Source organism: Natronococcus sp. JC468 (genome assembly GCF_012163165.1).
In the GTDB taxonomy this organism is placed as follows: domain Archaea; phylum Halobacteriota; class Halobacteria; order Halobacteriales; family Natrialbaceae; genus Natronococcus; species Natronococcus jeotgali.
Map to the genome: position 1 here is coordinate 40,191 of NZ_JAAVUO010000019.1, position 24,951 is coordinate 65,141.

Below are 24,951 nucleotides of genomic sequence, written 5' to 3' on the forward strand. Positions count from 1 at the left end.
GCGTGAAAACGGTTAGTCGGCGGCCGTTGCGGTCTCGGACGCGGCGCGCTGGCTGCGCCAGTACCCCTGCGCGTAGGCGCCGACGAACATCCCGGCGATCGCCCACAGGATCGTGACGTTGCCGACGCCGAGGCTGGCGTAGGCAGCGCCGGGACAGATCCCCGACAGCCCCCAGCCGACGCCGAAGATCGCACCGCCGATCAGGACGTTGCGGTCGAACGACTTCAGCCGTCGGCCGTAGGTGTCGCCGGTCAACGGCGCGCGGTCGAACAGTCTCGGCGCCAGCGCGAAGGCGATCCCGGAGACGACCGCCGCGCCGCCCATCACGAACAGCAGTCCGAAGTCCTCGAACTGCAGGAAGTTCAGGACGACCTCGGGGCGGGCCATGTGGCTGAAGCCGAGCCCGAAGCCGAAGATCAGGCCGCCGACGAAGATCAGCGGCATGAACAGCGGGTGTCGGTCGGTCATGGTTACGGGCTCACCCCCAGTGCCATCACGAGCTGGGCCGTTCCGATCGCGACGGTCAGGAACGTGATCACGCCGACGATCGACGTCTTCGATGCCGAGCCGACGCCGCAGACGCCGTGTCCGGAGGTACAGCCCTTGCCGATCCGGGTGCCGACCCCGACGAGGATCCCGCCCAGGAACAGCCGCCAGGGCTGGACCTCGGTCAGCCAGATCGTGACGCCCCCGACGTCGCGGAGCTGGCCGGTCGATCCGGCCTCGTACAGTCCGCTCGAGACGAGTCCGGACTGGAAGGTCAGCGCGTAAAGCGCCGCGCCGCCGACGATTCCGAGCGTGAAGACGACCCGCCAGTCCCGCGAGGAGACGTAGCGCTGGAACCGCGACTGGCCCGAGACGTACGACAGCGTCGACTCGAGGAACGTGCTCGCGCCGGCCGGGATGCCGGTTCCGAGGTAGATGACGACGGCGCCGAGGCCGACGAGCAGTCCCCCGACGGCGTAGCGACTGATCCCGACGGGAAACAGGGTCTCGTACAGCGCGGGTGCGATGAGTTCAGGTACCATTCGGGTGATCGTGGGAGTTAGTCACCGGCCAGCGACTCCTGGCTGGCGGCGCAGTTGTTCGGGCCGAGCTCGAGTTCGAACGCCTCCTCGTCGTCGGCCTCCTGCTGGCCGAGGTTCGTCGCGATGATGTCCTCGTAGTTGGCCGGACGGGGCGGCATGTCCGAGAGGATCAGCTCGACGAACTCGTCTTCGTCCATCGTCAGCGCGGCCATCTCTTCTCGAAGCTCGCCGATCGGTGCCGTGTAGGTGCCGTCCTCGGCTGGGACGGCCGAATCGCTGAAGTGGGCGCCGCCGACGAGGGTGTCGTCGGGCAGCGCGAGCACGCGCTCTTGCAGCGACTCGTAGAGCTGTCGGGCGGCGTCCTCGGCGCCCTCGTCGCCCTCCTCGAGGTCGGGGCGAGCGACGCTCTCGACGAACAGGCCGTCCCCGGTCGCGAGCAACTCGCCGTCGATCAGATAGGAGGTCATCCCGGAGGTGTGGCCGGGCGTGGAGACCGTCTCGACGGTGGCGTCGCCGACCCGGAACTCGTCGCCGTCCTCGGCCAGGGTCAGCTCGTCGGCGTAGGTGACCCCGCGGTCGACGGCGGCCTCGGGAACGACGCCCTCGACGCCCTCGACGCCCTCCGCGGCGAGGGTGCGCACGCCCGAGATGTGGTCCGCGTGGACGTGCGTGTCGATCGCGTACTTCAGGTCGACGCCGAGTTCGTCGGCGTCCTCGAGGTAGCGGTCGGTGAACGCACGCAGCGGGTCGATCACGGCCGCCTCGCCGTCGTCGTAGACGAGGTAGCCCAGACAGCCACTCGAGGGGCGCTGGTACTGGACCAGCGTTCCCGCGCCGTCGTAGCGCTCGACCTCGACGGCCTCGTAGATGCGCGCCCAGCCGTTCATCCCGTCCTTGAGGTGGTTCACGTCGTAGCCGTGATCCTTCAGCGCGCCCGCGACGAACTCGCTGGCGCCGCCTTTCGCACAGAGGACCGTCACCTCGCGGTCGTCGGGGATCTTCGCGAGAACGTCCTCGTCGATCTCCTCGTCGAGGAACTCGAAGTAGGGGACGTTGATCGACTCGACGTTCTCGCCGTCGATGCGCCACTCCTCGTAGTCGCTGCCCATGCGGGCGTCCAGAAGCGTCACCGCTTCGCCCCCGTCGATGCGAGCCTTCAACTCGCTCGGGGCGATCGACTCGACCTCGGCGTCCGGTGTGGGAAAGTCCATGTCGTCCATTTCTACACCCATCAGTACCGGCCGCACTCACATAAGGGTTTGCATAGTATTTCCCACAACTCACAATATAGGGGGAGCGGAAACCGACCCACTCTCGAGCGACACCAGGGAGTAACGCGTACACACGGTGAAACAGATAGTATAGCGGAGTTCCGCACCGGGCGGCTGTTCGAGAGTTGCGCAATAATCGATACCCTTTTATGGTCGCAGCGGATATTGTGTGATAGCTCCAATACAGAGCACAAAGATCACCATGAGCTCGACACCAACCGCAACCGAGACGCTCGACGTGAAAGGACAGTCCTGCCCGATGCCCATCGTGAAGACCAAGCAGGCGATCGACGACCTCGAGGCGGGCGACGTCCTCGAGGTCCTCGCGACCGACTCCGGCAGCGTGAGCGACATTCAGGGCTGGGCCGAAGGAACCGACGGCGTCGAACTCCTCGAGCAGATCGAGGACGACGACCTGTACACCCACTACGTGGAGAAAACGGCCTGAGATGAGCACGGAATCATCCGCGCCGACCGAGGACGCCGATCCGACGACCGAGGCCGAACTCGAGGCCCGCATCGCGGAGCTCGAAGAGCAGGTCGCGGGCCTCGAGACCGCGGTCGAGGACGATCAGAAGAAGATGACGATCGTCGCGACCAAGGGCAGCTTCGACATGGCGTACCCGCCCCTGATCCTCGCGAGCACGGCAGCCGCCTTCGGCTGGGACGTGATCGTCTTCCACACGTTCTGGGGGCTGGATATCCTCCACGAGGAGAACTCGAAGAACCTGAAGCTGAGCGCGGTCGGCAACCCCAACATGCCGATGCCGAACGCGCTGGCCGCGCTGCCGGGGATGGACTCGATGGCCACGAAGATGATGCGAAAGAAGATCGACGACAACGGCACCGCGACGATCGAGGAGCTGATCGAGCTCTCCCTGGAAAGCGGCGTCGAGCTGCAGGCCTGCCAGATGACCGTCGAACTGATGGACTACGACGAGGACGACTTCTACGACGGCGTAACGACCGGCGTCGGCGCGGCGACGGCGCTGCAACACATGGCCGAGTCGGACGTCCAGCTCCTCGTCTAATGTCCGAATCCGACACCGCCTCCGGCGGGATCGTCCCCCGTCCTCCCAGCGTCCGCGTCGTCGAGGCGGTCGCCGACGCCGAGGGCGTCGACCCGACCGACCTCGAGCCCTCGCTCCACGAGGCCGTCGACGCCGCCGCGCTCGACGAGCTGTTCGTGCCGACGGCCGGCTCCGCCCGACGGAACGGCTCGCTGTCGTTCACGTACTGCGGCTACGACGTGACGGTCCGCTCGGACGGCCGCGTCGCCCTCGAGTAGCGTCGTTTTCGCTTCGCGGCCGTTGCGCCGAGAGCGACGGGTTTCGCGCGAGGAGCCGACGACGGTCCGTCCGGTAGTGTCGGTTGCCGAGATAGTTCACCGACTACTATATCTCGCCCCGCTGTACCGTCAGGTATGGCCGCGATCGAACTCGAGGGGCTGACCAAGGAGTACGGCGACGTCGTGGCGAACGACTCGCTGACGTTTACCGTCGAGACGGGTGAGATCTTCGGGTTCCTCGGTCCGAACGGCGCGGGGAAGACGACGACGATCCGGACGCTCCTCGGGTTCGTCTCGCCGACCGCCGGGACGGCGCGGGTGCTCGGCCGCGACGTCGCCGAGGAGTCCGCGCTGCTCGAGGCCAAGCGGCGGATCGGCTACCTCTCGGACGAGCCCGGGTTCGACGAGCAGCGGACGGGCGCCGACGTCCTCGATCTGCACGCCGCCATCAAAGGCGACAGCAGACGCGCGGAACTGCTCGAGCTGTTCGACCCGCCACTCGATCGCCGCGTCCGCGAGTACTCCCAGGGCAACGCCCGGAAGCTCGGCATCGTGACGGCGTTCATGCACGACCCGGACCTGGCGATCCTCGACGAGCCGACCAACGGGCTCGATCCGCTGATGCGCCAGCGCTTCGCCGACTTCCTCCGCGCGGAACGCCAGCGGGGCGCGACGGTGTTTTTCTCCTCGCACAACCTGAGCGAGGTCCGACGCCTGTGCGATCGGGTTGGGATCATCCGCGAGGGCGCACTCGTCACGATCGAGCCCGTCGACGCCCTGTTGCGACGCAGCGGGAAGGTGATCCGGATCCGCAGCGCCGAGCCGATCCCGACCGACGCGCTCGGGATCGAGGGAGTCCACGACCTCGAGACGAGCGTCGCAGACGACGTCGACGGCGTCGACCCGTCGACCGCCTTCACGGAGTGTCTCTTTACCTTTACCGGCGACATCAACGCCGTCCTCGATCGGCTCGGCGAGTACGAGTTGATCGACCTCTCGATCGAGGAGGCGCCCCTCGAGGACGTCTTCATGCGGTTCTACGGGGGGGCGGACGGTGTTTGAGATCGCCCGCTACGAGGGGCGCAACCGGCTCAAGGGGAGCGTCTACCTCTCGATCGGGATGGCGTTGCTGGCGGCGATGGTCGTCTGGGTCTACCCCTCGTTCAGCGGCGCCTTCGGCGGGGACGAACTGCTCGAGGCCTACCCCGAGGAGATGCTCCGGGTGTTTCGCATCGAGACGATGACGTCGCTCGAGGGCTTTCTCGCGTTCGAGCTGTACACGTTCGGCTGGATCGTCCTGCTGGGGCTGTACGTCGCCTACGTCGCCGCGGGGACGATCGCCGACGACGTCGACCGGGGGCGGATGGACACGCTGCTGGCGATGCCGATCTCCCGGGCCCGGCTCGTCGCCGAGAAGTTCCTCGCCGTCGGCGTCCCGATCGTCGTCGTCAACCTCCTCACCCCGATCGTCCTCCTCGTCGGGAGTCGGCTGATCGACGAACCCCTGGCCGTCGCCGACGTCGTCGCCGTCCACCTGCTGTCGATCCCCTACCTCTTCGCCTGCGCCGGGATCGGGCTGGTGTGCTCGGTCGTCTTCGACCGCGTGGGGGTCGCCCAGCGAGCCGCCCTGGGCGCGACGTTCGCGCTGTTTCTCGTCGAGTCGCTGCTGGTCGAAACCGACTACGCGGAGCTCGGCGCGGTCGCTCCGATGCGGTACTACGACCCCAACGAGATCCTGCTCGACGGGACGTTCGACCCCGTCGGCGTCGTCGTCCTCGTCGGGATGACCGTCGCGTTGCTGGTCGCGAGCCAGCTGCTGTTCCGACGCGCGGATATCTGACCGGGGATCGAAGCGAACCGAGCGAGGAACCCGCGACGCGGGAGTCATTCATGCGGTAGCGACGCGTACGTCCCGTATGTCGTTCGATAGAATCGGGTACGTGTACACGTTCGGGATGACCGACTCGGAGGTCCGCGAGGCCCTCGAGACGACCGAGACCGGGGTGCTCGCGCTGGCGAGTGCGGGAGCCGCCTACGCGGTTCCGGTCGGGATCCACTACGAGGACGGGGCGGTATTCGTTCGGCTCACTGACGACGGGGAGAGCAAGAAGCTCTCCTACGTCGACGACACGACCGAGGCCTGCGTGCTGCTGTACGCCGACGACCCGCCCGACGAGTCCTGGAGCGTCGTCGCCGTCGGACCGATGCGCGAGCTGTCCGACGCGGAACTCGAGGCGTTCGACGAGGCGACGGTGCGCGAGCGGTTCGGAAAGCCGCGGATCTTCGACGAGGACCTCGACGCGCTCGAGTGGTCGGTGTACGAACTCGAGATCGACGAGCTCACCGGCCGAAAGACGGGCGGGTGAGACCGCCGGGAGCTCCCGTGCCGACCGTCACCGCGGGAGCGGTGCGGGGGCGGGTCCCGTCGCTTCTCACCGTTCACGGTCGATAAGATCCCGTTTCGTGCGCCGTTCGAGCGCCTCGAGCCCGTCGCTGATCCGGACCTCGTAGGTATCGGGGTCGGTGACGCGTCGATAGCGCTTGGGGAGGGACTCCAGCTGACGCCGCGTTCGCTCGCGGGCCTCGGAGAGGGTCGGCGGATCGGCGACGAGCGAGCCGTCCTCGACGACCGTCTCGAGCAGCGGTCGCCCCTCGACCGACTCGTCGCGCGTCGCGAGGACGTCCCGAACGAACGAGCCGTCCCGCTCGACCCGGTAGGTCTCCTTCTGCCCGGGGTAGGTCACCTTCCCCGGCGAGAGCTTCATGCTCGGCTCGAGGGTGCCGTCGCGCTCGACGGCGGTGAGTTTGTAGACGACGCCGCTGCTGGGGGCGTCCTTGCTCGTCGTCAGGGCCGTCCCGGGACCGAACGCGGTCGCGACGCCGCCCGCGTCGAAGAACTCGCGAAGGAAGAACTCGTCGACGCTCGAGGAGACGACGATGCCCGCGTCGCCGACGATGTCGTCGACCGCCTTCGAGAGTTCGACTAGATCCCCCGAGTCGAGGCGCACCCCGCCCAGCCGGACGTCGCGTTCGTCGGCGACGGCGACCGCGCGCTCGGCTCCCGTCACCGTGTCGTAGGTGTCGACGAGGTAGATCGCGTCGTCGCCGTAGCTGTCGGCGAACGCCTCGAACGACTCGCGTTCGGTCTCGAAGCTCTGGACCCAGGAGTGGGCCATCGTCCCGTACGTCGGCACCCCGAACCGCTCGCCGGCCAGCACGTTCGAGGTGCCGTCGAAGCCGCCGACGTAGGCGGCCCTGGCGGCTTTGAGCCCCGCATCGACGCCGTGTGCCCGCCGGGAGCCGAAGTCGACCAGATCCTGATCGTCGCCGTGACGGGCGACGACGTCGGCCATCCGCGCGGCCTTCGTCGCCACGAGCGTCTGGTAGCCGACCTGGTTGAGCACCAGCGTCTCGAGCAACTGGGCCTCGAAAAGCGGCGCGGTCACCTCGAGGAGTGGTTCGTTCGGGAAGACGAGCGTCCCCTCGGGCAGCGCGCGGATCTCGCCGGGAAAGGAGAACGACTCCAGTTCGGCGAGGAAGTCGTCGTCGAACCCCTGCTCGGCGAGGAAGGCGAGCGCGTCGTCGCCGAACGCGAGTGCGTCGAGGGCCGCCAGCACCTGCTCGAGGCCCGCGGCGACGGCGTAGCCACGATCCGACGGCAACGATCGGAAGTACACCGAGAACGTCGCGAGCGGGTCGTGATCCGTCTCGTGGTACCCCTGCATCATGGTCAGCTCGTACCGATCGGTAAACAGCGCGAGATCGGCGGGACCGACGTGGCCGAACCTGGGGGCGGACATGGTGCTCCCCGACGCGGCCGCGGAGCAAATAGGTCGGGGCGCGGACGGGGACCGGACCGTCGCTCGGCCGGTAGCGTTTCTTGTATCCTGGCGACGTAGGACGTGACGGTTCGGATGTACTCGACGATCCTTCTCCCGATCGACGGCAGTTCAGGCTCCGAACGCGCGGTCGATCGCGCACTCGAGTTCGCCCGACGCTTCGGCGCGACGATCCACGTCCTCTCGGTCGTCGACACCGGCGACGAACCCGTCGGCCTCGATCGGAAGCGCCGCGACGAACTCCGCCGACGGGCCGAAAAGCGGAGTCGGCAGGCGACCGCCCGGGTCAGGGGCCACGCCACCGATCTCGGCCTGGAGGCGACCCGCGCCGTCCGTGAGGGGGCGCCGCACCGGTCCGTCCTCGAGTACGCGACCGCCGAGGACGTCGACCTGATCGTGATGGCCACCCGCGATCGACCCGACGTCCGGCTCGGGAGCACCGTCGGGCGCGTGATCGAGCGGGCGGACGTCCCCGTGATAGCCGTTCCGTCCGAGGACGGCCAGTCCGTCGACGCGATCTCGTACGACCGCGTCGTGATTCCCACCGACGGCAGCGACGCCGCCGAACGCGCCGCCGAGCGCGGCCTCAAGTTCGCCGAGATCTACGGCGCGTCCGTCTACGTCCCCTACGTGGTCGACACGACCAGCTACGATCTCGAGGAGACCTCCCGGAGCGTGGTCGGGCTGTTGAAGGAGGGCGGCCAAAACGCCGTCGAGGCCGTCGCCGAGGACGCCCGCGAGCGGGGGTTGACGGCGAAGACCGACGTCCTCCGGGGCGCGCCCGACGAGGAACTCCTCGAGTACGCCGCGGGGGTCGAGGCCGACCTGATCGCGATGGGGACGCGGGGTCGCGGCGGCGCGACGGGCGACCTGCTCGGGAGCACGACCGCCCGCGTCCTGCGACGGACCACGCGACCGGTCCTGACCGTCAGGTGACGGCGACCGCGGCGCGGTCGCCGAACTGGACCACCGACGGCCCCACGTCGCGCTGGCGCATCGCGATCACTCTTCCGTCTCGTAGAACGCTTCGTGGGGCTCGATCCCCGCGACCGTCGGCGGCGAGGGGTGGCGGACGACGAACACGTCGTAGGCGTCCTCGGCCGCGAGGTGCACGCCGACGCTGGTCAGCGGCGTCACGACGCGGCCGACGTTGTCGCTGCCGAGGAAGACGACCCCGGGGTCGTGCTCGAGCACGAGTCGTTCGATGTGGGTCGCCAGGCGGTCCTCGGGCGGAAACTCCCGGATGCGCTCGGCCTCGAACGACGCCTCCGGCGCCAGTTCGCGGACGCGCTCCCGGAGGTCGGCGACGATCCGCTCGGGGTCGAACGGCTCGTCGTCGTCGATCCATCCCTTCTCCACCGCGTAGCGTTTCCGCTCGGGGACGACGCTGACCGCGACGACCTCCTCGCCGAGGGCGCGTCCGTACTCGAGCGCGCGGACGAGCGCGGCTGCCGCGAGTTCCGATCCGTCGAACGGGACGACGAACGTCATACCCGCCCGTCCACGGCCCAGACGATAAACTCGAGGGGCGGTCGGCCGCCGCCGGAATCGACCGCGTTCTCCGCGAGCGAACCGTTCGGGTCGTCGTGGTGGGGTATTTTCTCCACACGAGCCGTGCGGTCGTGTATGGCAGACGAACGCTGGCTCGAGCTGAGCGAGTCCGAGCTGAACCGATTTCTCGGACGGGGCGGGACGGGCGTCCTCTCGTTCGGCGCCGACGCCGCGCCGGCCTCGATCCCCGTCTCCTACGGCTACAACGAGGACCTCGAGGCCTTCTACTTTCGCCTCTCGCTGCCACCGGAGGGCAGAAAGGCCGAGCTCGTCGACCGTCCGGTGTCGTTCGTCACGTACCGGGAAACCGACGACGGCTGGCGCAGCGCCGTCGCGACGGGGCGGCTCGAGGCGGTCGAGGAGGCGTCGTACGAGTCGACGACGGTGCAGGGGATGTGGGGGATCTCGATCCCCGAGATCGACGTCTTCGAGCAACCCCGCGAGGAGCTGCGGTTCCGGGACTTCCAGCTCGAGCCCGAGACGCTGTCGGGGCGCACGGAGGTTCCCTCGGAGCCGTAGTCCGGCGCGGCGCTACTCCTCGGGGCGAACGATCGTCACCGAGACCGGCGACCGCTTCGCGACGGTCTCGGCGACGCTTCCCAACAGCACGCGGCCGATTCCCGATCGGCCGCGGCTGCCGACGACGACGTGATCGACGTCGAACTCGTCGATCATACCGACGATCGCCCGCGCCGGGGAACCCCGCGCGAGTTCGGTCCGGACCGGGACGTCGTACTCCCGACCGAGCGCGGCGTACTCCTCGAGGAGGTCCTCGGCCTCCCGTTCGCGCTCGTCCATGTAGTCGCTGTTCCAGACCGCCTCCTCGGTCGTCGAGGCGACTCGGAACGGGTCGAGGACGTGCAGGACGACGATCTCGTCCGTCTCGAACTCGGTCGCGGCGACCGACAGCGCTCGTCTGGAGTGCTTGGAGCCGTCCACCGGAACCAGGATCCTGTCGAACATCGCCGAACCTACGCCGGAGAGACACATAATCGTAGTTCACCGGTCGGTGACGGTTCGGGGGAGCGAACGATCCGCTGGCGGCCGAAATCTGCGACGGACGGTCCGACGCGCGCGCGAACTCGGCTCCAGCGGTTCCTTCTCCCCGGGAACCGTCACGGACTCATTTCCGTTCGGCCCCCGTCGCTTCGAGCATGAAACACGTGCTTGTTCCGCTGGACGGGTCGGAGTCGTCGTGGGCCGCGCTCGATCACGCCGCCGAGAACTACGCGGGCGACCGGATCTCCGTGCTCCACGTCGTCGATCCCGATCCGGGATCGTACGCGGGCGGCGGCTACTACTACGACCCCAAGGCGCTCGACCGCGCCCGCGAACGCGGCGAGGAACTCTGCGAGGACGCCCGCGAACGCCTCCGGGAGGCCGGCGTCCTCGAGTCGATCGCGTTCGAGACCGCCGTCGAGGTCGGTGGCGTCTCCCGGACGATCCTCGAGTACGCGGAGACTGAAGACGTCGATCACGTCGTCGTCGGGAGTCACGGCCGAGAGGGGGTCTCCCGAATCCTGCTCGGCAGCGTGGCGGAGACGGTCGCCCGCCGGGCGCCGGTTCCGGTGACGATCGTTCGGTAGCTCGGTGGGACGGGCCGGCGTCGGGGACCAACACCGTCCGTAGCCGACGGGAAAACGGTACCCCTTCGGTCCCGCCCGGAAGACTCGTGTCGACTCCGGCGCCGATCGGTCGGCGACCGCGCCGCCGGCCGTGATCGAACGTGTCGGTATCGATACCGGTAGATACCACTATGCGGCGGGACGGCGTAGCGTCGACGCTCGACATGAACGACCGCATCCTCGTCCCCTACGACGGCTCGCCGCCCTCGGCGACCGCCCTCGAGTTCGCCCTCGAGACGTTCCCCGACGCCGACGTCACCGCGCTCCACGTCATCCAGATCCCGGAGGGGTACTGGGAGGCCTTCGAAGGCCCCGAGGTCCGGCTGCCGACCACCGAGAAGGCCCGCGAGTACGCCGAGGAGATCCTCGAGGGCGCCCGCGAACTCGCTGCGGAGCGCGACCGCGAGATCGACACCGAGATCCGCACCGGACAGCCGGAAGATCGGATCGTCGAGTACGCCGAGAAGGAGGGGTACGACGTGATCGTCATGGGCAGCCACGGCCGCGAGGGGATCTCCCGGGTGTTGCTCGGCAGCGTCGCCGAGAACGTCGTCCGTCGCTCGCCGACGCCCGTCGTCGTCGCTCGCGACCCCGACGACGCCGCCCTCGAGTGACCGCTACAGCGCCTCGAGCAGGCCGTCGATCTCATCGCGCGTGTTGAACGCGTGGACCGAGATCCTGATCGCCTCCGGATAGGGGAGCGAGCGGACGACGATGTCCCGGTCGGCGAGTCGTTCGACCGTCGCCTCGGGGTCGTCGACGTCGACGGTGACGAGCCCGGACTCGAAGGAACGCGGACTCAGCAGTCGGTCCTCGGCCAGCCCGTCCTTGAGGCGGTCGGTAAGCGTCTCGATGCGGGACTCGATCGCGTCGGCGCCCAGTTCCCGGTGGAGGGCGATCGCCTCCCGGAGCCCGGCGTCGGTCGCCGGACTGGTCGTCCCGACCTCGAACCGTCCCGCGCCGGGGGCGTATTCGTAGTCGGGTTCGCCCGGGTCGACGACGCTGCGATACCCGATCGCGCTCGGGACGTAGTCGTCCTCGACCCCCTCGCGGACGTACAGAAATCCCGCGCCGAACGGTCCCAGCAGCCACTTGTGGCCCGCGCCGACGACGAGGTCGGCGCCCCACTCGCGGACGTCGACTGCGGTCTGGCCGGGCGACTGGACGGCGTCGACCAGCGCCGTCGCGCCCGCGTCCCGGGCGATCCCGACGAGTTCGCCGACCGGAAGCCGGGTCCCGTGGGTCCAGGTGATCGAGCTGAACTCGAACAGCGTCGCGTCCGCGACGGCTCGCTTGACGTCGTCGAGGTCGACCCGCCCGTCCTCGGTCTCGAGGACGCGAACCTCGACGCCGCACTCGCGCTCGAGCCGGCGCCAGGGGAGGATCCCGGCGGGGTGCTCGAGGTCGGTCCGAACGACGACGTCGCCCTCGTCCCAGTCGACCGCCCCGGCGACGCGGTTGATCCCGTCGGTCGTGCTCTGGGTGAGCGCGATCTCGTCCTCGCTCGCGCCCAGCAGGTCGGCGACGGCGGGTTTCGTCGCCTCGTGGCTCTCCCCGGCCGCGACGTACATCCCGTCCTCGACGGGCGCCTCGTACTCGTGGTCCTCGAGGGCCGACTCGGCGGCCTCGACGACGCGCCGGGGGCTCGGTCCGCCCGCGCCCGTGTTGAAGTAGCTGGCGCGCTCGAGGGCCGGAATGTCCGCCCGGAGCCGTTCGTGGTCCATAGCGATACCGTCGGTTCGCCGACCCCTAAGCGTTCGGCTCGACGACCGAACGCGAAAACGGGGTCGCTCTCGTGACCCGTCCTCGGTCGACACTCAGTGTGGGGTCGTGAATACGAATCGCCCGGTTCGTTACGTACAGAGTGCGTATGGAGCGTCCGGCCTCGAGTCTGCAGCACCGGTCAACCGCCACTGGGTGGGACTGAAAGGGCGGGGGATTTCGCGAGAGTTCTCACGGGAGCAGTCCTGCTTACACGAACACGCGGGATTGCCACGCCCTCCCCAGCCGATTCACTCACTCCTTTCAGTCGCTCGTTCATCCACTGGCAGAGCACGCTCTGCCAAGCCGTTCGCTCGTGTTATTTGCTCACGGGCACGGAGTGCCCGTTCGCAGGGTACGCGGGACTGTCGGTCCCGCGCTACTCTCGAAGACCTCGCACAGTGTTAGCTGACGGCTCGCTCGTTGCTCGCCGCCAGCCAGTACACGCCACCGCGAGTGCGAGGCGATTCAGTCGAAGCAGTCGGTATCCACTTCTCCTGCCTGTTACGGACCGATGTGGGTCCGACCGACTCTCGGTCCGACACCGGCGACACTCGAGAGCAGTCAGCTGCCGCCGAGTCTGCGGATATTTGTGACTGGGTGTGGGAGCACGTTGCATGGAAGTCGTCTGGGTCGGGAACTACCCGTGGAACCGTAGCTTGTCCGGCGCGTGGCGTACGGATGGTTGTCCTCCCCGTCCCGGAGGTCGATGAACCGGTGTCCATTCACGTCAGCCTCGACGTCGTCGCCCTTATCGCGGCCATCGTCGGCCTCGGTGTGGCGGCGCAGTTTCTCGCCGCGAAGTACCGCGTGCCGAGCGTGTTGTTTTTCATCTTCACGGGCGTCGCCATCGGTCCCGAGGGCCTCGAGTTGATACCGCCCGACGTCGTCGGCGATGCGCTCTCGACCATCGTCGGCGTGAGCGTCGCCATCATCATCTTCGAGGGTACGTTTCGCCTCGAGTACGGGGCCATCCGGGAGGCGTCGAAGGTGGTCAGCCGGATGATCACGATCGGAGCGGTCATCGCGTTCGTCGGGACGAGTCTGACCGTGGGCCTCCTGCTGGGAGCGAGCTGGGACATCGCGTTTCTCGTCGGCGCGCTGCTGGTCGCCACCGGGCCGACGGTCATCGCGCCGATTCTCGCGGTGGTTCCCGTCCGCGAGGAGGTCGCCACGACGCTCGAAGTCGAAGGGATCGTAAACGACGTCACGGCCGCGGTGCTGGCGGTCGTCCTCTTCAAAGCCATGACGGCCCGGCACCTCTCGCCGGGCGGGTACGTGTGGCTCTTCGTCCAGCGTCTCGCGACGGGAGTGATCGTCGGACTCGTGGTCGCTGGGGTCGTCTGGTACCTCCTCACACAGGTCGAACACCCACCGGAGACCGCGCCGCAGACGGCCCGGTTGCTCGCGCTGGCCGGTGCCGTCGTCGCGTTCGCCGCCGCTGACTCGGTGTTCTCGGAGGCCGGGATCGTGGCCGCCGCCACTGCGGGATTCACCCTTGGAAGCCTCGAACTGCCCGATCAGGAGGAGATCCTGCAGTTCATACGGGATGTGACGTTTCTGGTCCTCTCGTTCGTCTTCATCACGCTCGCGGCGTTGCTCGAGTTCGCGGAGCTCCTCGCACTGGGTGTCGCCGGGCTCGCGGTCGTCGCGGTCCTGATGGTCGTGATCCGTCCGCTGGCCGTCTTCGTCTCGACGGCCGGGGTCAGCTTCACGACGAGCGAACGGGCGTTTATGAGCTTCGTCGGTCCGCGGGGGATCATCCCGGCGTCGGTCGCGACGCTGTTCGCCGTCCGGCTGCGGACGGAGGCGCCTCCGTCCGACCCTTCGGGAGCGCACTTGCTGCTCGGCACCGTCTTTCTCGTTATTCTCGTCACTGTCGTCGTCGAAGCGGGCTTCGCGAGACCGGTCGCCAGCATGCTCGGCGTAACCGAGTCGGAACGGTGAGTGCCGTGTTCGCTCCGCGATTTGCGAGCGCCGCGTAGAGAATCGACGTGCGACTTGATCGGGGCCCGCTACTCGTCGACCGGGGACTTGACAACCGTCACCGGGCGTTCGGATAGGTTCACGACCCGTTCGGCCACGTCGTCAGAACGCGACGCGTTCTGACTGGCTCGAAAATCCAACGGATTTTCGAACACTCCCGAGCAGCCGTCGGTACTCGCCCGAACGGTTCTTCGAGCCGACCACCGTGAGTCCGATGTCGGCCTCGTCGCCGTACTCGAGGATCTCCTCGTGGGGGACGCCGTGGCGCACGACCTCGGTCGTCTCGACGCCGGCCTCTTCGGCCTGATCGACGATCCCCGCGACCGCGTCCTGCCCCGCCTGCTCTAAGGCGCTCTCTAACCCCTCGAACTCGTGGACGTACTCGTCGCCGGGGTAGGAGCTGTAGGCGTCGGCGACATAGAGGACGTGGAGTTCGGCGTCGTACCGCCGGGCGGCGTCGATCGCGTGGTCGACGGCGCGGTCGATTCCGGCGCTCATGTCGGTTGGCAGCAGTAGTCGATCGTACATACGCGACCGAACGGGGTCGACCGCTATATTCACGGCGTCTCTTTCCAGGATGCTGGAACACGGAAACGGCGGAACGGCTCGCGGACGATCCGTTTCGTTACCAGATCTCTGATATACCTGTAGTCGGGATTCGAAGGCCGCGTATGGACCCGGCCCGGTTCGATTCCGTCTTCGACCAGCTCGAGCGGGGCGAACTCGTCGTCGGGACCGATCCCGTCGACCCCCCGGACGGGGGCGATCCCGCGTCGGGGACGCCGTCCTCGTGGACGCGCTGTTCGTCGCGGCCGCAGCGTCGACCCTGCACGCCCGACCCTACGAGATCCCGTCGCTGCTCGCCGCGGTCGCCGCGACCGTTCAGTACGTTCGGGCACGCCGGTGAGCCGCGGATCACTCCTCGGTCGCCTCGAGCAACTCGAACAGCGGGTCGAACTCCTCGGGCAAGTTGTTGCGGACCTTCTCGAGGTTGCCTGCGGGGACGTCCTCGGCGACGACGGTCAGGAGCTGCTGGGCGTGGTAGTTGGCGTCGGCGCGGTCGACGCCCTCGCGTTCGGCGACCCGGTCGAGAAACTCCTGGTAGTCGAACCGCTGGCCGTGCTGGGCCGCCGTCAGGTAGCGGTCGATCTCCATCGGCAGCGGGCTGGCGAGGTCGGTCGCTTCCCCCTCCGGGAGCCGCTCGCCGAGCGTCGTCAACACCGCCCGCGTCGCCCGGACGGCCTGGCCGAACTGCGCGAACTCGAGTCTGTGCTGGACCTGTCCGACGAATTCCTTGTAGTTCATGCTATAGCGGGCCGACGGCGGTGTCGGGCGTTCCGCCCGAGCTGTCGATCCGCAGACAGTACGCCCCGGAGCGAAATAAAGCTACTCGGCGACGAGGGTCTCGGATACCGCCTCGCCCCGTCGCCGGCGCGGCGACCGCGAGGCGAGAACACATCAAGAGTTATCGGGATCGCCCGCGCCGGTGTAGGCATGACGGAGTTTGCAGCCCGCGTCGGGCAGGTGTCAATCAGCGGTATCCGCGAAGTGTTCGAGGCCGCCGGCGAGGACGCGATCAACCTCGGCCTCGGCCAGCCGGACTTTCCGACGCCCGCCCACGCCCGCCGCGGGGCGATCGAGGCGATCGAAGCCGGACGAACGGACGCCTACACCTCGAACAAGGGGACGCGGTCGCTTCGCGAGGCGATCGCGACGAAGTACGATCGGGAGTACGGGATCGACGTCGACCCCGCCGACGTCGTCGCCACCTCGGGGGGCAGCGAGGCGTTACACCTCGCGCTCGAGGCCCACGTCGACCCCGGCGAGGAGGTGATCTTCCCCGATCCCGGATTCGTCTCCTACGACGCGCTGACCAACATCGCGGGCGGGACGCCCAAACCCGTCGGACTGCGTGACGACCTCACGCTCGATCCCGCGACCGTCGAGGACGCGATCACCGACGAGACCGCGGCCTTCGTCGTCAACAGCCCCGCGAACCCGACGGGCGCGGTTCAAAGCGAGGCCGACATGCGCGAGTTCGCCCGCATCGCCGACGAGCACGACGTCCTCTGTCTCTCCGACGAGGTGTACGAACGGATCGTCTTCGAGGGCGAGCACCACTCGCCGCTGAAGTTCGCCGAGACCGACAACGTCGTCGTCGTCAGCGCCTGCTCGAAGACGTACTCGATGACGGGCTGGCGGCTGGGCTGGGTCGTCGGCTCCAACCGTCGCATCGAACGGATGCTGCGGGTCCACCAGTACGCCCAGGCCTGCGCCTCCGCGCCCGCCCAATATGCCGCCGAGGCCGCGCTGACGGGCCCCCAGGAGCCCGTCGAGGAGATGGTCGCGGCCTTCGAGGAGCGCCGCGATCTGGTCGTCGACGGCCTCGAGGACGCAGGTCTCGAGGTTCCCACGCCGTCCGGGGCGTTCTACGTCATGCCGAAGGTGCCCGAGGGCTGGTGCGAGGAGGTGCTGGATCGCGATGTCGTGGTCGTCCCTGGGGACGCCTTCGGCGCCAACGGCGAGGGGTACGCCCGCCTCTCCTACGCCACGAGTACGGAAGAACTGAAGGAGGCCCTCGAGATCATCGACGACGCGACGCGAGCGGTCAGGTAGTCGCCCGGCCGCCGGCGCTCGGCTCGAAACCGGAACGGGGCGGCCGGTGGCGATCCGACGGTCCGGATCGGTTCAGTCGTTCGACGCCTCGCGGCGCGGTCGGAGCCAACCTCGAACGCGGTCGGAGAACGCGCCGGCGCTCAGCCCCGCGACGAACGAGAGGAGGCTCGGCAGGACGATCCAGAGGAGGTCGGGGTGTTCGGAACCGGTGTGCAACAGCGTGTTCAACATCGACGGGACGTTCGTCGGTGGGGACTCTCAATGTGTCGATCCGAGGAAACACTTGCCTCGACGGACCGATCGTTCGGAATGACGCACCTTTTTGCGCCTCGCGTCGTGGTCACGATCACCATGCGAGCCGTCCGACTCTCGGAACACGGCGGACCGGACGTACTGCACGTCGAGGAGATCGACCGACCCGAACCCGGCCCCGGAGAGCTGCTCGTCGAGGTCGAGGCGGCGGGCGTCAACCCCGTCGACACCTACTTCCGCGACGGCTCCTACGAACCCGTCGACGTCCCGTTCACCCCGGGGGTCGACTTCGCCGGAACAGTCGCCGAGACGGGCGACGGAGTCGAGGACTTCGCCACGGGCGACCGCGTCTACGGTACCGGGATCGGGAACGCCTCTTCCCAGGGCTCCTACGCCGAGTACGCGGCGGTGCCCACGGATCGGGTCGTCCACCTCCCGGACGGCGCCGACGCCCGCGAGGCGGGCGCCGCCGGGGTCGTCGGCGTCACCGCCTGGCGCGCGCTGATCGACCACGCCGACCTCGAGCCCGCCGAGGCGTGTCTCGTCCACGGCGGCTCCGGCGGCGTCGGCCACGCGGCCGTCCAAATCGCCGACGCCGTCAGCGCCCGAGTGCTGACGACCGCCTCCGAGCGGTACCGCGACGCCCTCGCGCAGTTGGGCGCCGACGCCGTGTTCGACTACGGCCGCGACGACCTCGCCGACGCCGTCCTCGAGGAGAGCGACGGCGGCGTCGATGCGATCCTCGACCACCGGCTGGACGACTACCTCCAGTTCGACGCCGACGTCGCGGCGACGGGCTGTCGGGTCGTCGGCATCGGCGAGAACAGCCCCGACCCCGCGTTCACGAACGACGGCGCGGCCCGCTCGAAGGACGTCAGCTACCAGTTCATGAGCATGTTCAACACGCCCGACCTGCGGGTTCCGCTGCGGGGCGTGGCCCACCTCATGGAGACCGGACGGCTCTCGATCGAACTCGAGCGCAGCTACGACCTTGAGGAGGCCGCGCAGGCCCAGCGGGACGTGATGAACGAGAGCGTGTTCGGCAAGCTCGTCCTCGAGCCGTAGCGTTACGCGAGTTCGGCGAGGGCTTCCATCGTCGTCTCCTTCTCCGCGTCGGTCATCCCGTCGACGAAGCCGAACCGAACGGCGTCGACGCCGTCGATCGCGGCGTACTCGCGGACCCACTCGCGGACCTCCTCGGGGGTCCCCGCGGGCGCCAGCTCGTCGAGGACCTCGTCGGGGAGCCGCGCGGCCATCGCGTCGGTGTCCCGGTCTTCCCAGGCCTCGCGGACGTCGGCGACGACGTCGGGGTACCCCTGCTCGGCCACGGAGTCGCCGTAGTAGGGCCCGTAGGCGCCTAGCATGAAGGCGACGGTCTTGCGGGCGTGCTCGCGAGCGCGCTCGCGGTCCTCCGAGGCGATTCCGCGGACGATCGGGCTCACGCGGAGTTCGTCCGGGTCCCTGTCGGCCAGCTCGGCGCCCCGGCGGAGGTCCTCGAGCCGATCCTCGAGGCCCGACCCGGTGAACAGCTGGGGCGCCCAGCCGTCGCCGAACCGCCCCGCCATCTCGGTGGCCGTCGGTCCCAGGGTGGCGATGTCGATCGGCGGCGGGCGCTCGGGGAGCTCACGCTCGTAGTTGAGGCCAGCGATCTCGAAGATTTCGCCCTCGTAGGCCGGGGTGCCGTCCTCGTAGACCCCCCTGACGATCTCGATCGCCTCCCGGGTGCGCCGCAGCGGGCGGTCGAACGACTCGCCGTGCCAGCGTTCGGTGATCGCGGGCGAGCTCGGCCCGAGTCCGAGCCGGTATCGGCCCTCCGAGGCGTCGTGCAGCGCCAGCGCGGTCTGGGCCAGCAGCGCCGGGGACCGCCCGAACGGCGAGATCACGTCGTTCGAGATCCCGAGTTCGTCGGTCCGGTCGGCGATCAGCGTCAGCGCCGGGACGATGTTCCATCCCGTCGTCTCGCCCGTCGAGATGCGGTCGAACCCCAACTGCTCGGCCCGGACGGCCCGGTCGGCGACGTCCTGCGGTCGGTCGTAGTCGCCGAGCCGAACGAGCAGGTCCAGCCGTGCGTTCACGCCGCTCGCCTCCGCGGTGATCCTCGATGCATACCTGTCACCACTGACCGCGTCACCTATTGGCTTAACGGTGCGGCGCGTTCCCTCTCGAGCCGCACCGGCTCGTTCGTCTTCGGGACGCGTGCGAGGAGCGCATCGTTCCGTCCCGCGGCCGGGGACGCGGACGCTCGCGTCAGTCACGACGACAGCACGTCCGCACACAGCTCGCGGGCCGCCGTGAGGTGTGCGGCCGCGTCCTCGCGGTCGGGGTCCTCGACCTCCGAGAGCAGCCGCTGGACCTGACGCACGCGATCGCGGGCCGTCTCCGGATCGACGTCGTCCGCCGCGGCGTCCCGGGCGACGGCCTCCGCCTCGCCGAGCCAGCGGTTCGTCCGCGGATCGAGCGGTACCTCGGCGGTCGCCTCGAGACGGTCGCGAAGCGCCTCGAGGCGCTCCTCGAGCGACTCTTCGGCGGGAGCGTCCGGCGCGTCGGTCACGATCGACCGAACGGGCTCGAGCCCGATCACCGTTGTCCCGGCCCTCGGGCCCTTCGTCTCCCGAAAGCGGGGCCAACGTTGATACGAGTCGTAAACGATGTGCCCGTATGACACACGACTGTTCGTTTCTCGAGGCCCTCCCCCTCGAGGACGATCAGCTCTCGTTCGCCGACGGACACCGCGACAGCCACGCCGCCGACTGGGGCGCGGAGCAACTCGGCGAGGGCGTCACCCCCGACGCCGTCGTCTGGCCCGAGAGTACGGACGACGTCTCGACGGTCCTCGCGGCGGCGACCGAACGCGGGGTCCCGGTGACGCCGTACGCCGCAGGGACGGGCCTCGAGGGTAACGCCGTCCCCGCCCGCGGGGGGATCAGCCTCGACCTCACCCGCATGGACGACGTCCGGGAGTACCGGCCCGACGACTTCCAGATCGACGTCGGGCCGGGGATCATCGGCTCGGCGGTCGACGAACGCGTCGCCGGCGACGGCCTGTTCTTCCCGCCCTTACCGTCGTCGGGCGACATCTCGACGATCGGCGGAATGATCGCGACCGACGCCAGCGGGATGCAGACGGTCCGGTACGGCGAGGTCGCCGACTGGGTGCTCGGACTCGAGGCCGTGCTGGCCGACGGCACCGTCGTCGAGACGGGCTCGCGGGCGATCAAGACCTCGAGCGGCTACAACCTCACCGAGTTGCTCGTCGGCAGCGAGGGCACCCTCGGGGTCGTCACCGAGGCGACGCTCGAACTCGCGGGCCGACCCGAGCAGATCCGGGGCGGACGGGCGATCTTCGAGACGCTCGAGGACGCGACCGCGGCGGTCTCCGAGGCCGTCCGAACCGAGGTCGACGTCGCCCGGATCGAACTCGTCGACGAACTGAGCGCGCGGATGGCAAACGCCTACCTGGGAACCGACCTCCCCGACGCGCCGATGGTCTTCCTCGAGTTCCACGCCAACCACGGCGTCGACGAGGAGATCGACCTCTGCCGGACGATCTTCGAGGCCCGCGACGTCGCCCGCTTCGAGACGAGCGCCGACGACGCCGAGATGGACGAACTCTGGCGCGCCCGGCGAGAACTGGCCTACGCCGTGGCGACCTACGACGCGGATCTCGAGCCCCTTCACCCCGGCGACGTGACGGTCCCGATCGGCGCCTATCCCGACATCGTTCGCGAAACCAGGCGCCTCGCCGAGGAACACGACCTGCTGATCCCCTGTTTCGGCCACGCCGGCGACGGCAACCTCCACTACTCCGTCCTCGTCGACCGCGACGACCCCGCCCAGATCGAACTCGGAGGGGAGGTCTACGACGCGATCGTCGAGCGCGCCCTTGAGTTCGGCGGCACGGCAACCGGCGAGCACGGCATCGGCCAGGGCAAACGGGAGTACCTCGAGGCCGAACACGGGTCGGGTGCGGTCGACGCGATGTGCCGGGTCAAGGACGCGCTCGATCCGACGGGGACGCTGAATCCGGGGAAGATCTTCCCGGAGTCCGACGAGCGTGAGTGAGTTCGCGAAGCGATGGCTCTTGACGGGGAGCAACGCGAAAATGACCGTGCGTTACGTGTAGGGCAAGTAGGTAACGGCGCAGGAATCAATTCATCCGATAGCTGTCAAGAGAAGCCTGCTGAATATAGAGGATAGATGCAGCACGGCGACTTCGTTTGTTTCACGCTGGAATCAGTGAAGAATCTGCTCACTTCACAGAGATGCAAGGAGGAAGCCCACGACTGAAGTCGTGGGTTACTGACAGCGCCAGATCCATCCGACTAACAATCTGCTTCCGAAGAGCACCCGGAGATATGCGCTAGCCAGTGGTTAGTTTTCGGGTGAAGATTCAGTTATCGCTTCTGCGATATTGATTCCATTCTCGGCAGTTCGATGTACCTGCTGTAACACTCTCCCATATCGGTACGAATTCTTCTCCTCCCGATCATACAGCTCTTGATCGATCTGGTTAATCGCTTCCCGGACGGAAGAGAGTGTTTCATGAGCCTGTTCGGGTTCGTCTGCCAGTGATAGTTCGATAACGGTTCGTGCATCGTCTCCGATCGTTTCGAGCTGATCAGCAAATACCGGATCTGGAGAGTTAGCTTGTCGTGTTGTTTCTCTTGCGATCCCTTCAGCATGATCAGCAATCCGTTCGAGTTGTTGGGTGATACGATAATTACGAAACATGGATAGACGATCTGTCCCGAGCCGGTCAATCTCGTGGACGTCCTCGAGCCCACGATTGATTCCGTGTTTGGTAAATGAGAATAGCCGGTCGACATCGTCATCCCGATCGATTACCCGTCGCGCAAGGTCGGTATCATTAGTCAAGAAGGCATCAATCGCATCTTCGTGCAATTGTAGTGCGAGTTGCTGTGCCTGGGAAACCGTCTGTGGAAGAGATATCTCGCTACTGTCAAGCAGATTGACGATGGTTAAGCGGTCATCAGTATCTGTCCTGATCGTAGCCCCAGTGAGCTGGTTGACCGTTTGCTGGACCGACCGCCGGAGTTGTAGGTCGGTCTCATCGAGTCCGATCACGGTAATTCGATCATAGCCGCCTGTGTATGCGGTCTTGATACGCCACGTTATTACTTCTTCACTGAAAGTATCAGCGTCAACGGTCACGGTTCGATCTCGTGTTGACACCGGTTCGGTCGCGGCGACCAGTCGATCCTCGTGTGGATAGAGCGACATGGACATCCCGGGCTCAAGACCCTGTTCAAGTGCCCATTCTTTTGGCAGGGAAATGATAAACGTCGAGTTCCCGGTAAACTGTACTTTTCGTTCAATGGAATCGAACGAGCTAGTTAGCAGCTGGTTCTGACTCATGTCTGGGTTAGTACGGTAGTTTTAATCTTGTGTGTTATTCGAGCCATAGTGGGCGCACTAATCAATGCAGAACTGTCATTGCGAGGCAGATTTATCGAGGAAATTTTCGTTTTCTAACATACTACCCAAATTTTCCGGTGATATAGTCTTCGACCCGCTCATGTTCTGGATTCTCAAAGATGGTTGTGGTATCGTCGTACTCGACGAGCTTCCCTCCAGTAAGGAAGACAGCAGTTTTATCCGAAATCCTCGCAGCCTGCTGCATGTTGTGGGTGACGATCACGACCGTCGGTACTTCCCGACTGGTGTGAGAGCTGGAGCTAAAGCGTTGGTCTCATGAGGAAGATGTCTGGTTGAGTGAATGTGTTCAGTATCCCTCAGCCAGACGGTGTTCTTTCGGATTCGGACGTGAAAGATTTAGCGGAAGACATCATCTGCCAGCTCCCCTTGCCAGGGATCGAGGGCTCGCCCCTCGATCCCGGCGATATCTGGACTGTTGTCATTCTTGCAGCAGTCAATCAGACGTCTATCTGGGAGACATGCAAGGACAACGACAACGCTGCCTGTGATGATACTGTCATGGACTGGCTACATACGCTCAACCGAGAGTGGCTTGAGCGGGTTGCTAACCGCCTTCTCAGGGAGTTAGCGATGACGATCCTCGACCCTGATCGGTCGAGGATCGTCTCCATTGACTTCGTCGATAACCCCTACCACGGAACGTACGCCGATGAAGAAGGTGAACTCTGTCGCATGCACGCCAAAGACGGAACAACGACGTGCCACCGGTACTGCACGGCGTATCTCGTCTCGAACGGAAAGCCAGTGACGTTGGCGATGACGTACGTCCGTAGTGATGAGAAAGAGGCCGACGCGGTCGAGCGCGTCCTCGACCGCGTCGAGGCCTATCCCTTCGAGATAGAGCTTCTGTTGGCTGATCGCGGCTTCTACAACGAACGTATTCTGCGCCGCTCACGGGAGGTTGCTGCGACTGTCGTTCCCGTCCAAAAGAAGGGCAAGCGCATGAAGAAGAAGCTGGATACGCACTGCTCGTACATGACCACCTATCGGATGTACAAAGGCCGCGAGCGGGAACTGGAATTCCCGCTCGCGGTCGCTGTCTCCTATCACGCCGGAGATCGCGGGAAAAGCGGCGAGGTCGTTCGAGGCTATGTGGCGTGCGATCTGGCCGATCGCACGCCGAAACAAGTCGAACGGCTCTATCGGAAACGGTCAGCGATCGAAACGAGCTACCGTGTATTTCGCCAAGCACGAGTGGTAACGACGACACAAGACCCAATCATCCGCTTCGCGTTCGTCCTGGTTGGATTCCTGTTGGAGAACCTCTGGCTTGTGCTTCGATGGGCGGTCGTCGCCCGCCCCCAGCGGGGCGGGCGCGACCTGCTCGAGGAATTCACGTTCAAGACCTTCTCTGACTGGATCAGACATGCATTAGAGGAAGAGCTAGAGCGGACTTGGGAGATCGAGATGAACGGAACAGGTGTGCCAGAAGCATACGCGCCGGCCGCGGGCTGACGCCAGCCCGCGGCCTTGGGCAAGCTCCTGGTGAGCAACAGCATTCGCCTAGAACAGCGTATCTCAGCCTTCTTACTTCACTTCTCCTCATGCATGGATTCTACTTCCTGTTCACTCAGTTACCACACCGGCATTCACTCCGTTCGTCCATGACTCAGCACAGTTCACGAAGCGACGTTCGGGAAGTACCGACCGTATACTCCTCAGCGAGGTCGTCGATGAGATCCTCAATTTTCGAAGTCGCAACCGGATCCAGCGCTGAGGCCGGTTCATCCATCAGGAGGACTTCTGGGTCAGGGGCGATTGCGCGGGCAATACAAAGGCGCTGTTGCTGACCGCCTGAGAGTTCGAGTGCTGACTTGTCGAGTTGATCTGCTACTTCATCCCACAATGCTGCGTTCTTCAATGCACGTTCGACGGCAGCATCAAGGTCAACCTCATCAGCAAGACCTTGGACACGAAGACCGTAGGCAACGTTGTCGTAGATCGATTTTGGGAACGGGTTTGGCTTCTGAAATACCATCCCAATCTTCCGGCGCAAGGCAACTGGATCCACATTCTCGTCATAGACGTTTTTGCCCTGGAATTCGACCTCGCCCGCAACCCGAGCAACGTCGATAAGATCGTTCATTCGATTGATCGATCGTAAGAACGTCGACTTCCCACAGCCCGAGGGACCGATCAGTGCCGTAACTTGATTTTCCTGAATTGCCATTTCGACGCTCTGGAGCGCCTGCTCGTTGCCATAGTCGGTAGTTCCCATCGTTGCTGATTGCTGACTCGATTTCTGGAGCAAAGCGAACAAGATCAGAGCACCGAATT

27 protein-coding genes and 3 pseudogenes are annotated in these 24,951 nt (G+C 66.5%); 15 read left to right on the forward strand and 15 right to left on the reverse strand.

What is annotated here, in order from left to right:
- Positions 1 to 12 precede the first annotated feature (12 nt).
- The 3 genes from GWG54_RS12425 to GWG54_RS12435 are packed head-to-tail and all read right to left on the reverse strand — an operon-like array spanning position 13 to position 2,248.
- A complete protein-coding gene (locus GWG54_RS12425; RefSeq protein ID WP_167938102.1) occupies positions 13 to 444 on the reverse strand; it encodes a YeeE/YedE family protein in 432 nt (143 codons plus the stop codon).
- Between the two features lie 26 nt (positions 445 to 470).
- Positions 471 to 1,028, reverse strand: coding sequence for a YeeE/YedE family protein (locus GWG54_RS12430; RefSeq protein ID WP_167938075.1), 558 nt, complete (start codon positions 1,026 to 1,028; stop codon positions 471 to 473).
- 17 nt (positions 1,029 to 1,045) lie between these two features.
- Positions 1,046 to 2,248 (reverse strand): MBL fold metallo-hydrolase, encoded by a 1,203-nt coding sequence (locus GWG54_RS12435; RefSeq protein WP_167938103.1) that lies wholly within the window; start codon positions 2,246 to 2,248, stop codon positions 1,046 to 1,048.
- Positions 2,249 to 2,501: 253 nt separating this feature from the next.
- On the opposite strand from GWG54_RS12435, the gene GWG54_RS12440 reads away from it, so the two are divergent.
- From GWG54_RS12440 to GWG54_RS12465, 6 genes are all read left to right on the forward strand, one after another.
- Positions 2,502 to 2,747, forward strand: a complete 246-nt coding sequence (locus tag GWG54_RS12440; RefSeq protein ID WP_167938076.1) for a sulfurtransferase TusA family protein — start codon at positions 2,502 to 2,504, stop codon at positions 2,745 to 2,747.
- 1 nt (position 2,748) lies between these two features.
- Positions 2,749 to 3,330 carry a DsrE/DsrF/DrsH-like family protein gene (locus tag GWG54_RS12445; protein WP_167938077.1) on the forward strand — a complete coding sequence of 194 codons (582 nt, stop codon included), beginning with the start codon at positions 2,749 to 2,751 and terminating at the stop codon, positions 3,328 to 3,330.
- Positions 3,330 to 3,587 (forward strand): HalOD1 output domain-containing protein, encoded by a 258-nt coding sequence (locus GWG54_RS12450; protein ID WP_167938078.1) that lies wholly within the window; start codon positions 3,330 to 3,332, stop codon positions 3,585 to 3,587. Before GWG54_RS12445 ends, GWG54_RS12450 begins: the two co-directional genes overlap by 1 nt.
- A gap of 135 nt (positions 3,588 to 3,722) precedes the next feature.
- Positions 3,723 to 4,649, forward strand: a complete 927-nt coding sequence (locus GWG54_RS12455) for an ABC transporter ATP-binding protein (RefSeq protein ID WP_167938079.1) — start codon at positions 3,723 to 3,725, stop codon at positions 4,647 to 4,649.
- Positions 4,642 to 5,427 carry an ABC transporter permease subunit gene (locus GWG54_RS12460; protein ID WP_167938080.1) on the forward strand — a complete coding sequence of 262 codons (786 nt, stop codon included), beginning with the start codon at positions 4,642 to 4,644 and terminating at the stop codon, positions 5,425 to 5,427. Before GWG54_RS12455 ends, GWG54_RS12460 begins: the two co-directional genes overlap by 8 nt.
- 76 nt (positions 5,428 to 5,503) lie before the next feature.
- Positions 5,504 to 5,953, forward strand: coding sequence for a pyridoxamine 5'-phosphate oxidase family protein (locus GWG54_RS12465; protein ID WP_167938081.1), 450 nt, complete (start codon positions 5,504 to 5,506; stop codon positions 5,951 to 5,953).
- A 66-nt stretch (positions 5,954 to 6,019) separates the two neighbouring features.
- Here the strand turns inward: GWG54_RS12465 and GWG54_RS12470 are convergent, their stop codons facing one another.
- Positions 6,020 to 7,387 carry a nicotinate phosphoribosyltransferase gene (locus tag GWG54_RS12470; protein ID WP_167938082.1) on the reverse strand — a complete coding sequence of 456 codons (1,368 nt, stop codon included), beginning with the start codon at positions 7,385 to 7,387 and terminating at the stop codon, positions 6,020 to 6,022.
- Between the two features lie 114 nt (positions 7,388 to 7,501).
- On the opposite strand from GWG54_RS12470, the gene GWG54_RS12475 reads away from it, so the two are divergent.
- Positions 7,502 to 8,362 carry a universal stress protein gene (locus tag GWG54_RS12475; protein ID WP_167938104.1) on the forward strand — a complete coding sequence of 287 codons (861 nt, stop codon included), beginning with the start codon at positions 7,502 to 7,504 and terminating at the stop codon, positions 8,360 to 8,362.
- 66 nt (positions 8,363 to 8,428) lie between these two features.
- On the opposite strand, the gene GWG54_RS12480 is transcribed toward GWG54_RS12475, so the two are convergent.
- The gene (locus GWG54_RS12480) at positions 8,429 to 8,917 is read right to left on the reverse strand and encodes a universal stress protein (RefSeq protein WP_167938083.1); all 489 of its coding nucleotides are present in this window, start codon (positions 8,915 to 8,917) and stop codon (positions 8,429 to 8,431) included.
- Between the two features lie 135 nt (positions 8,918 to 9,052).
- Here GWG54_RS12480 and GWG54_RS12485 point away from each other — a divergent pair, with 135 nt between their 5' ends.
- Entirely contained in the window at positions 9,053 to 9,496 is a 444-nt protein-coding gene (locus GWG54_RS12485) for a pyridoxamine 5'-phosphate oxidase family protein (protein ID WP_167938084.1), read from the forward strand.
- Positions 9,497 to 9,508: 12 nt separating this feature from the next.
- Here the strand turns inward: GWG54_RS12485 and GWG54_RS12490 are convergent, their stop codons facing one another.
- Complete coding sequence (locus tag GWG54_RS12490) at positions 9,509 to 9,940, reverse strand: universal stress protein (protein WP_167938085.1); 432 nt, start codon at positions 9,938 to 9,940, stop codon at positions 9,509 to 9,511.
- 191 nt (positions 9,941 to 10,131) lie between these two features.
- Between GWG54_RS12490 and GWG54_RS12495 the strand changes: the two genes are divergently transcribed.
- Positions 10,132 to 10,563, forward strand: coding sequence for a universal stress protein (locus GWG54_RS12495; RefSeq protein WP_167938086.1), 432 nt, complete (start codon positions 10,132 to 10,134; stop codon positions 10,561 to 10,563).
- A gap of 203 nt (positions 10,564 to 10,766) precedes the next feature.
- Positions 10,767 to 11,216 carry a universal stress protein gene (locus GWG54_RS12500; RefSeq protein ID WP_167938087.1) on the forward strand — a complete coding sequence of 150 codons (450 nt, stop codon included), beginning with the start codon at positions 10,767 to 10,769 and terminating at the stop codon, positions 11,214 to 11,216.
- Positions 11,217 to 11,219: 3 nt separating this feature from the next.
- Here the strand turns inward: GWG54_RS12500 and GWG54_RS12505 are convergent, their stop codons facing one another.
- Positions 11,220 to 12,326, reverse strand: coding sequence for an aminotransferase class V-fold PLP-dependent enzyme (locus GWG54_RS12505; protein WP_167938088.1), 1,107 nt, complete (start codon positions 12,324 to 12,326; stop codon positions 11,220 to 11,222).
- Between the two features lie 754 nt (positions 12,327 to 13,080).
- Here GWG54_RS12505 and GWG54_RS12510 point away from each other — a divergent pair.
- Entirely contained in the window at positions 13,081 to 14,310 is a 1,230-nt protein-coding gene (locus tag GWG54_RS12510) for a sodium:proton antiporter (RefSeq protein ID WP_167938089.1), read from the forward strand.
- A gap of 68 nt (positions 14,311 to 14,378) precedes the next feature.
- On the opposite strand, the pseudogene GWG54_RS12515 reads toward GWG54_RS12510, so the two are convergent.
- Together GWG54_RS12515 and GWG54_RS12525 are read right to left on the reverse strand one after the other, a co-directional pair.
- A pseudogene (locus GWG54_RS12515) lies at positions 14,379 to 14,877 on the reverse strand (universal stress protein).
- Positions 14,878 to 15,264: 387 nt separating this feature from the next.
- On the reverse strand, positions 15,265 to 15,654 hold the full coding sequence (locus tag GWG54_RS12525) for a DUF2267 domain-containing protein (protein ID WP_167938090.1): 390 nt from the start codon (positions 15,652 to 15,654) through the stop codon (positions 15,265 to 15,267).
- Between the two features lie 189 nt (positions 15,655 to 15,843).
- Between GWG54_RS12525 and GWG54_RS12530 the strand changes: the two genes are divergently transcribed.
- Positions 15,844 to 16,965, forward strand: coding sequence for a pyridoxal phosphate-dependent aminotransferase (locus GWG54_RS12530; RefSeq protein ID WP_167938091.1), 1,122 nt, complete (start codon positions 15,844 to 15,846; stop codon positions 16,963 to 16,965).
- Between the two features lie 72 nt (positions 16,966 to 17,037).
- Here GWG54_RS12530 and GWG54_RS12535 read toward each other — a convergent pair whose 3' ends face one another.
- The gene (locus tag GWG54_RS12535; protein WP_167938092.1) at positions 17,038 to 17,196 is read right to left on the reverse strand and encodes a hypothetical protein; all 159 of its coding nucleotides are present in this window, start codon (positions 17,194 to 17,196) and stop codon (positions 17,038 to 17,040) included.
- Positions 17,197 to 17,316: 120 nt separating this feature from the next.
- On the opposite strand from GWG54_RS12535, the gene GWG54_RS12540 reads away from it, so the two are divergent.
- On the forward strand, positions 17,317 to 18,282 hold the full coding sequence (locus GWG54_RS12540; protein WP_167938093.1) for an NADPH:quinone reductase: 966 nt from the start codon (positions 17,317 to 17,319) through the stop codon (positions 18,280 to 18,282).
- Between the two features lie 2 nt (positions 18,283 to 18,284).
- On the opposite strand, the gene GWG54_RS12545 is transcribed toward GWG54_RS12540, so the two are convergent.
- The gene (locus GWG54_RS12545) at positions 18,285 to 19,292 is read right to left on the reverse strand and encodes a TIGR04024 family LLM class F420-dependent oxidoreductase (protein WP_167938094.1); all 1,008 of its coding nucleotides are present in this window, start codon (positions 19,290 to 19,292) and stop codon (positions 18,285 to 18,287) included.
- 176 nt (positions 19,293 to 19,468) lie between these two features.
- The gene (locus tag GWG54_RS12550) at positions 19,469 to 19,768 is read right to left on the reverse strand and encodes a hypothetical protein (RefSeq protein WP_167938095.1); all 300 of its coding nucleotides are present in this window, start codon (positions 19,766 to 19,768) and stop codon (positions 19,469 to 19,471) included.
- Positions 19,769 to 19,875: 107 nt separating this feature from the next.
- On the opposite strand from GWG54_RS12550, the gene GWG54_RS12555 reads away from it, so the two are divergent.
- Positions 19,876 to 21,279, forward strand: coding sequence for an FAD-binding oxidoreductase (locus GWG54_RS12555; RefSeq protein ID WP_167938096.1), 1,404 nt, complete (start codon positions 19,876 to 19,878; stop codon positions 21,277 to 21,279).
- Positions 21,280 to 21,588: 309 nt separating this feature from the next.
- Here the strand turns inward: GWG54_RS12555 and GWG54_RS12560 are convergent, their stop codons facing one another.
- Together GWG54_RS12560 and GWG54_RS12565 are read right to left on the reverse strand one after the other, a co-directional pair.
- Positions 21,589 to 22,593, reverse strand: a complete 1,005-nt coding sequence (locus GWG54_RS12560; RefSeq protein ID WP_167938097.1) for a PhoU domain-containing protein — start codon at positions 22,591 to 22,593, stop codon at positions 21,589 to 21,591.
- Between the two features lie 121 nt (positions 22,594 to 22,714).
- Positions 22,715 to 22,882, reverse strand: a pseudogene (locus tag GWG54_RS12565) (phosphate ABC transporter ATP-binding protein); the annotation flags it as partial.
- 74 nt (positions 22,883 to 22,956) lie between these two features.
- On the opposite strand from GWG54_RS12565, the gene GWG54_RS12570 reads away from it, so the two are divergent.
- Positions 22,957 to 24,129, forward strand: coding sequence for an ISH3 family transposase (locus tag GWG54_RS12570; protein WP_167938098.1), 1,173 nt, complete (start codon positions 22,957 to 22,959; stop codon positions 24,127 to 24,129).
- A 190-nt stretch (positions 24,130 to 24,319) separates the two neighbouring features.
- Here the strand turns inward: GWG54_RS12570 and GWG54_RS12575 are convergent.
- Positions 24,320 to 24,937 (reverse strand): annotated as a pseudogene (locus tag GWG54_RS12575) (phosphate ABC transporter ATP-binding protein); the annotation flags it as partial.
- Positions 24,938 to 24,951: the final 14 nt, after the last annotated feature.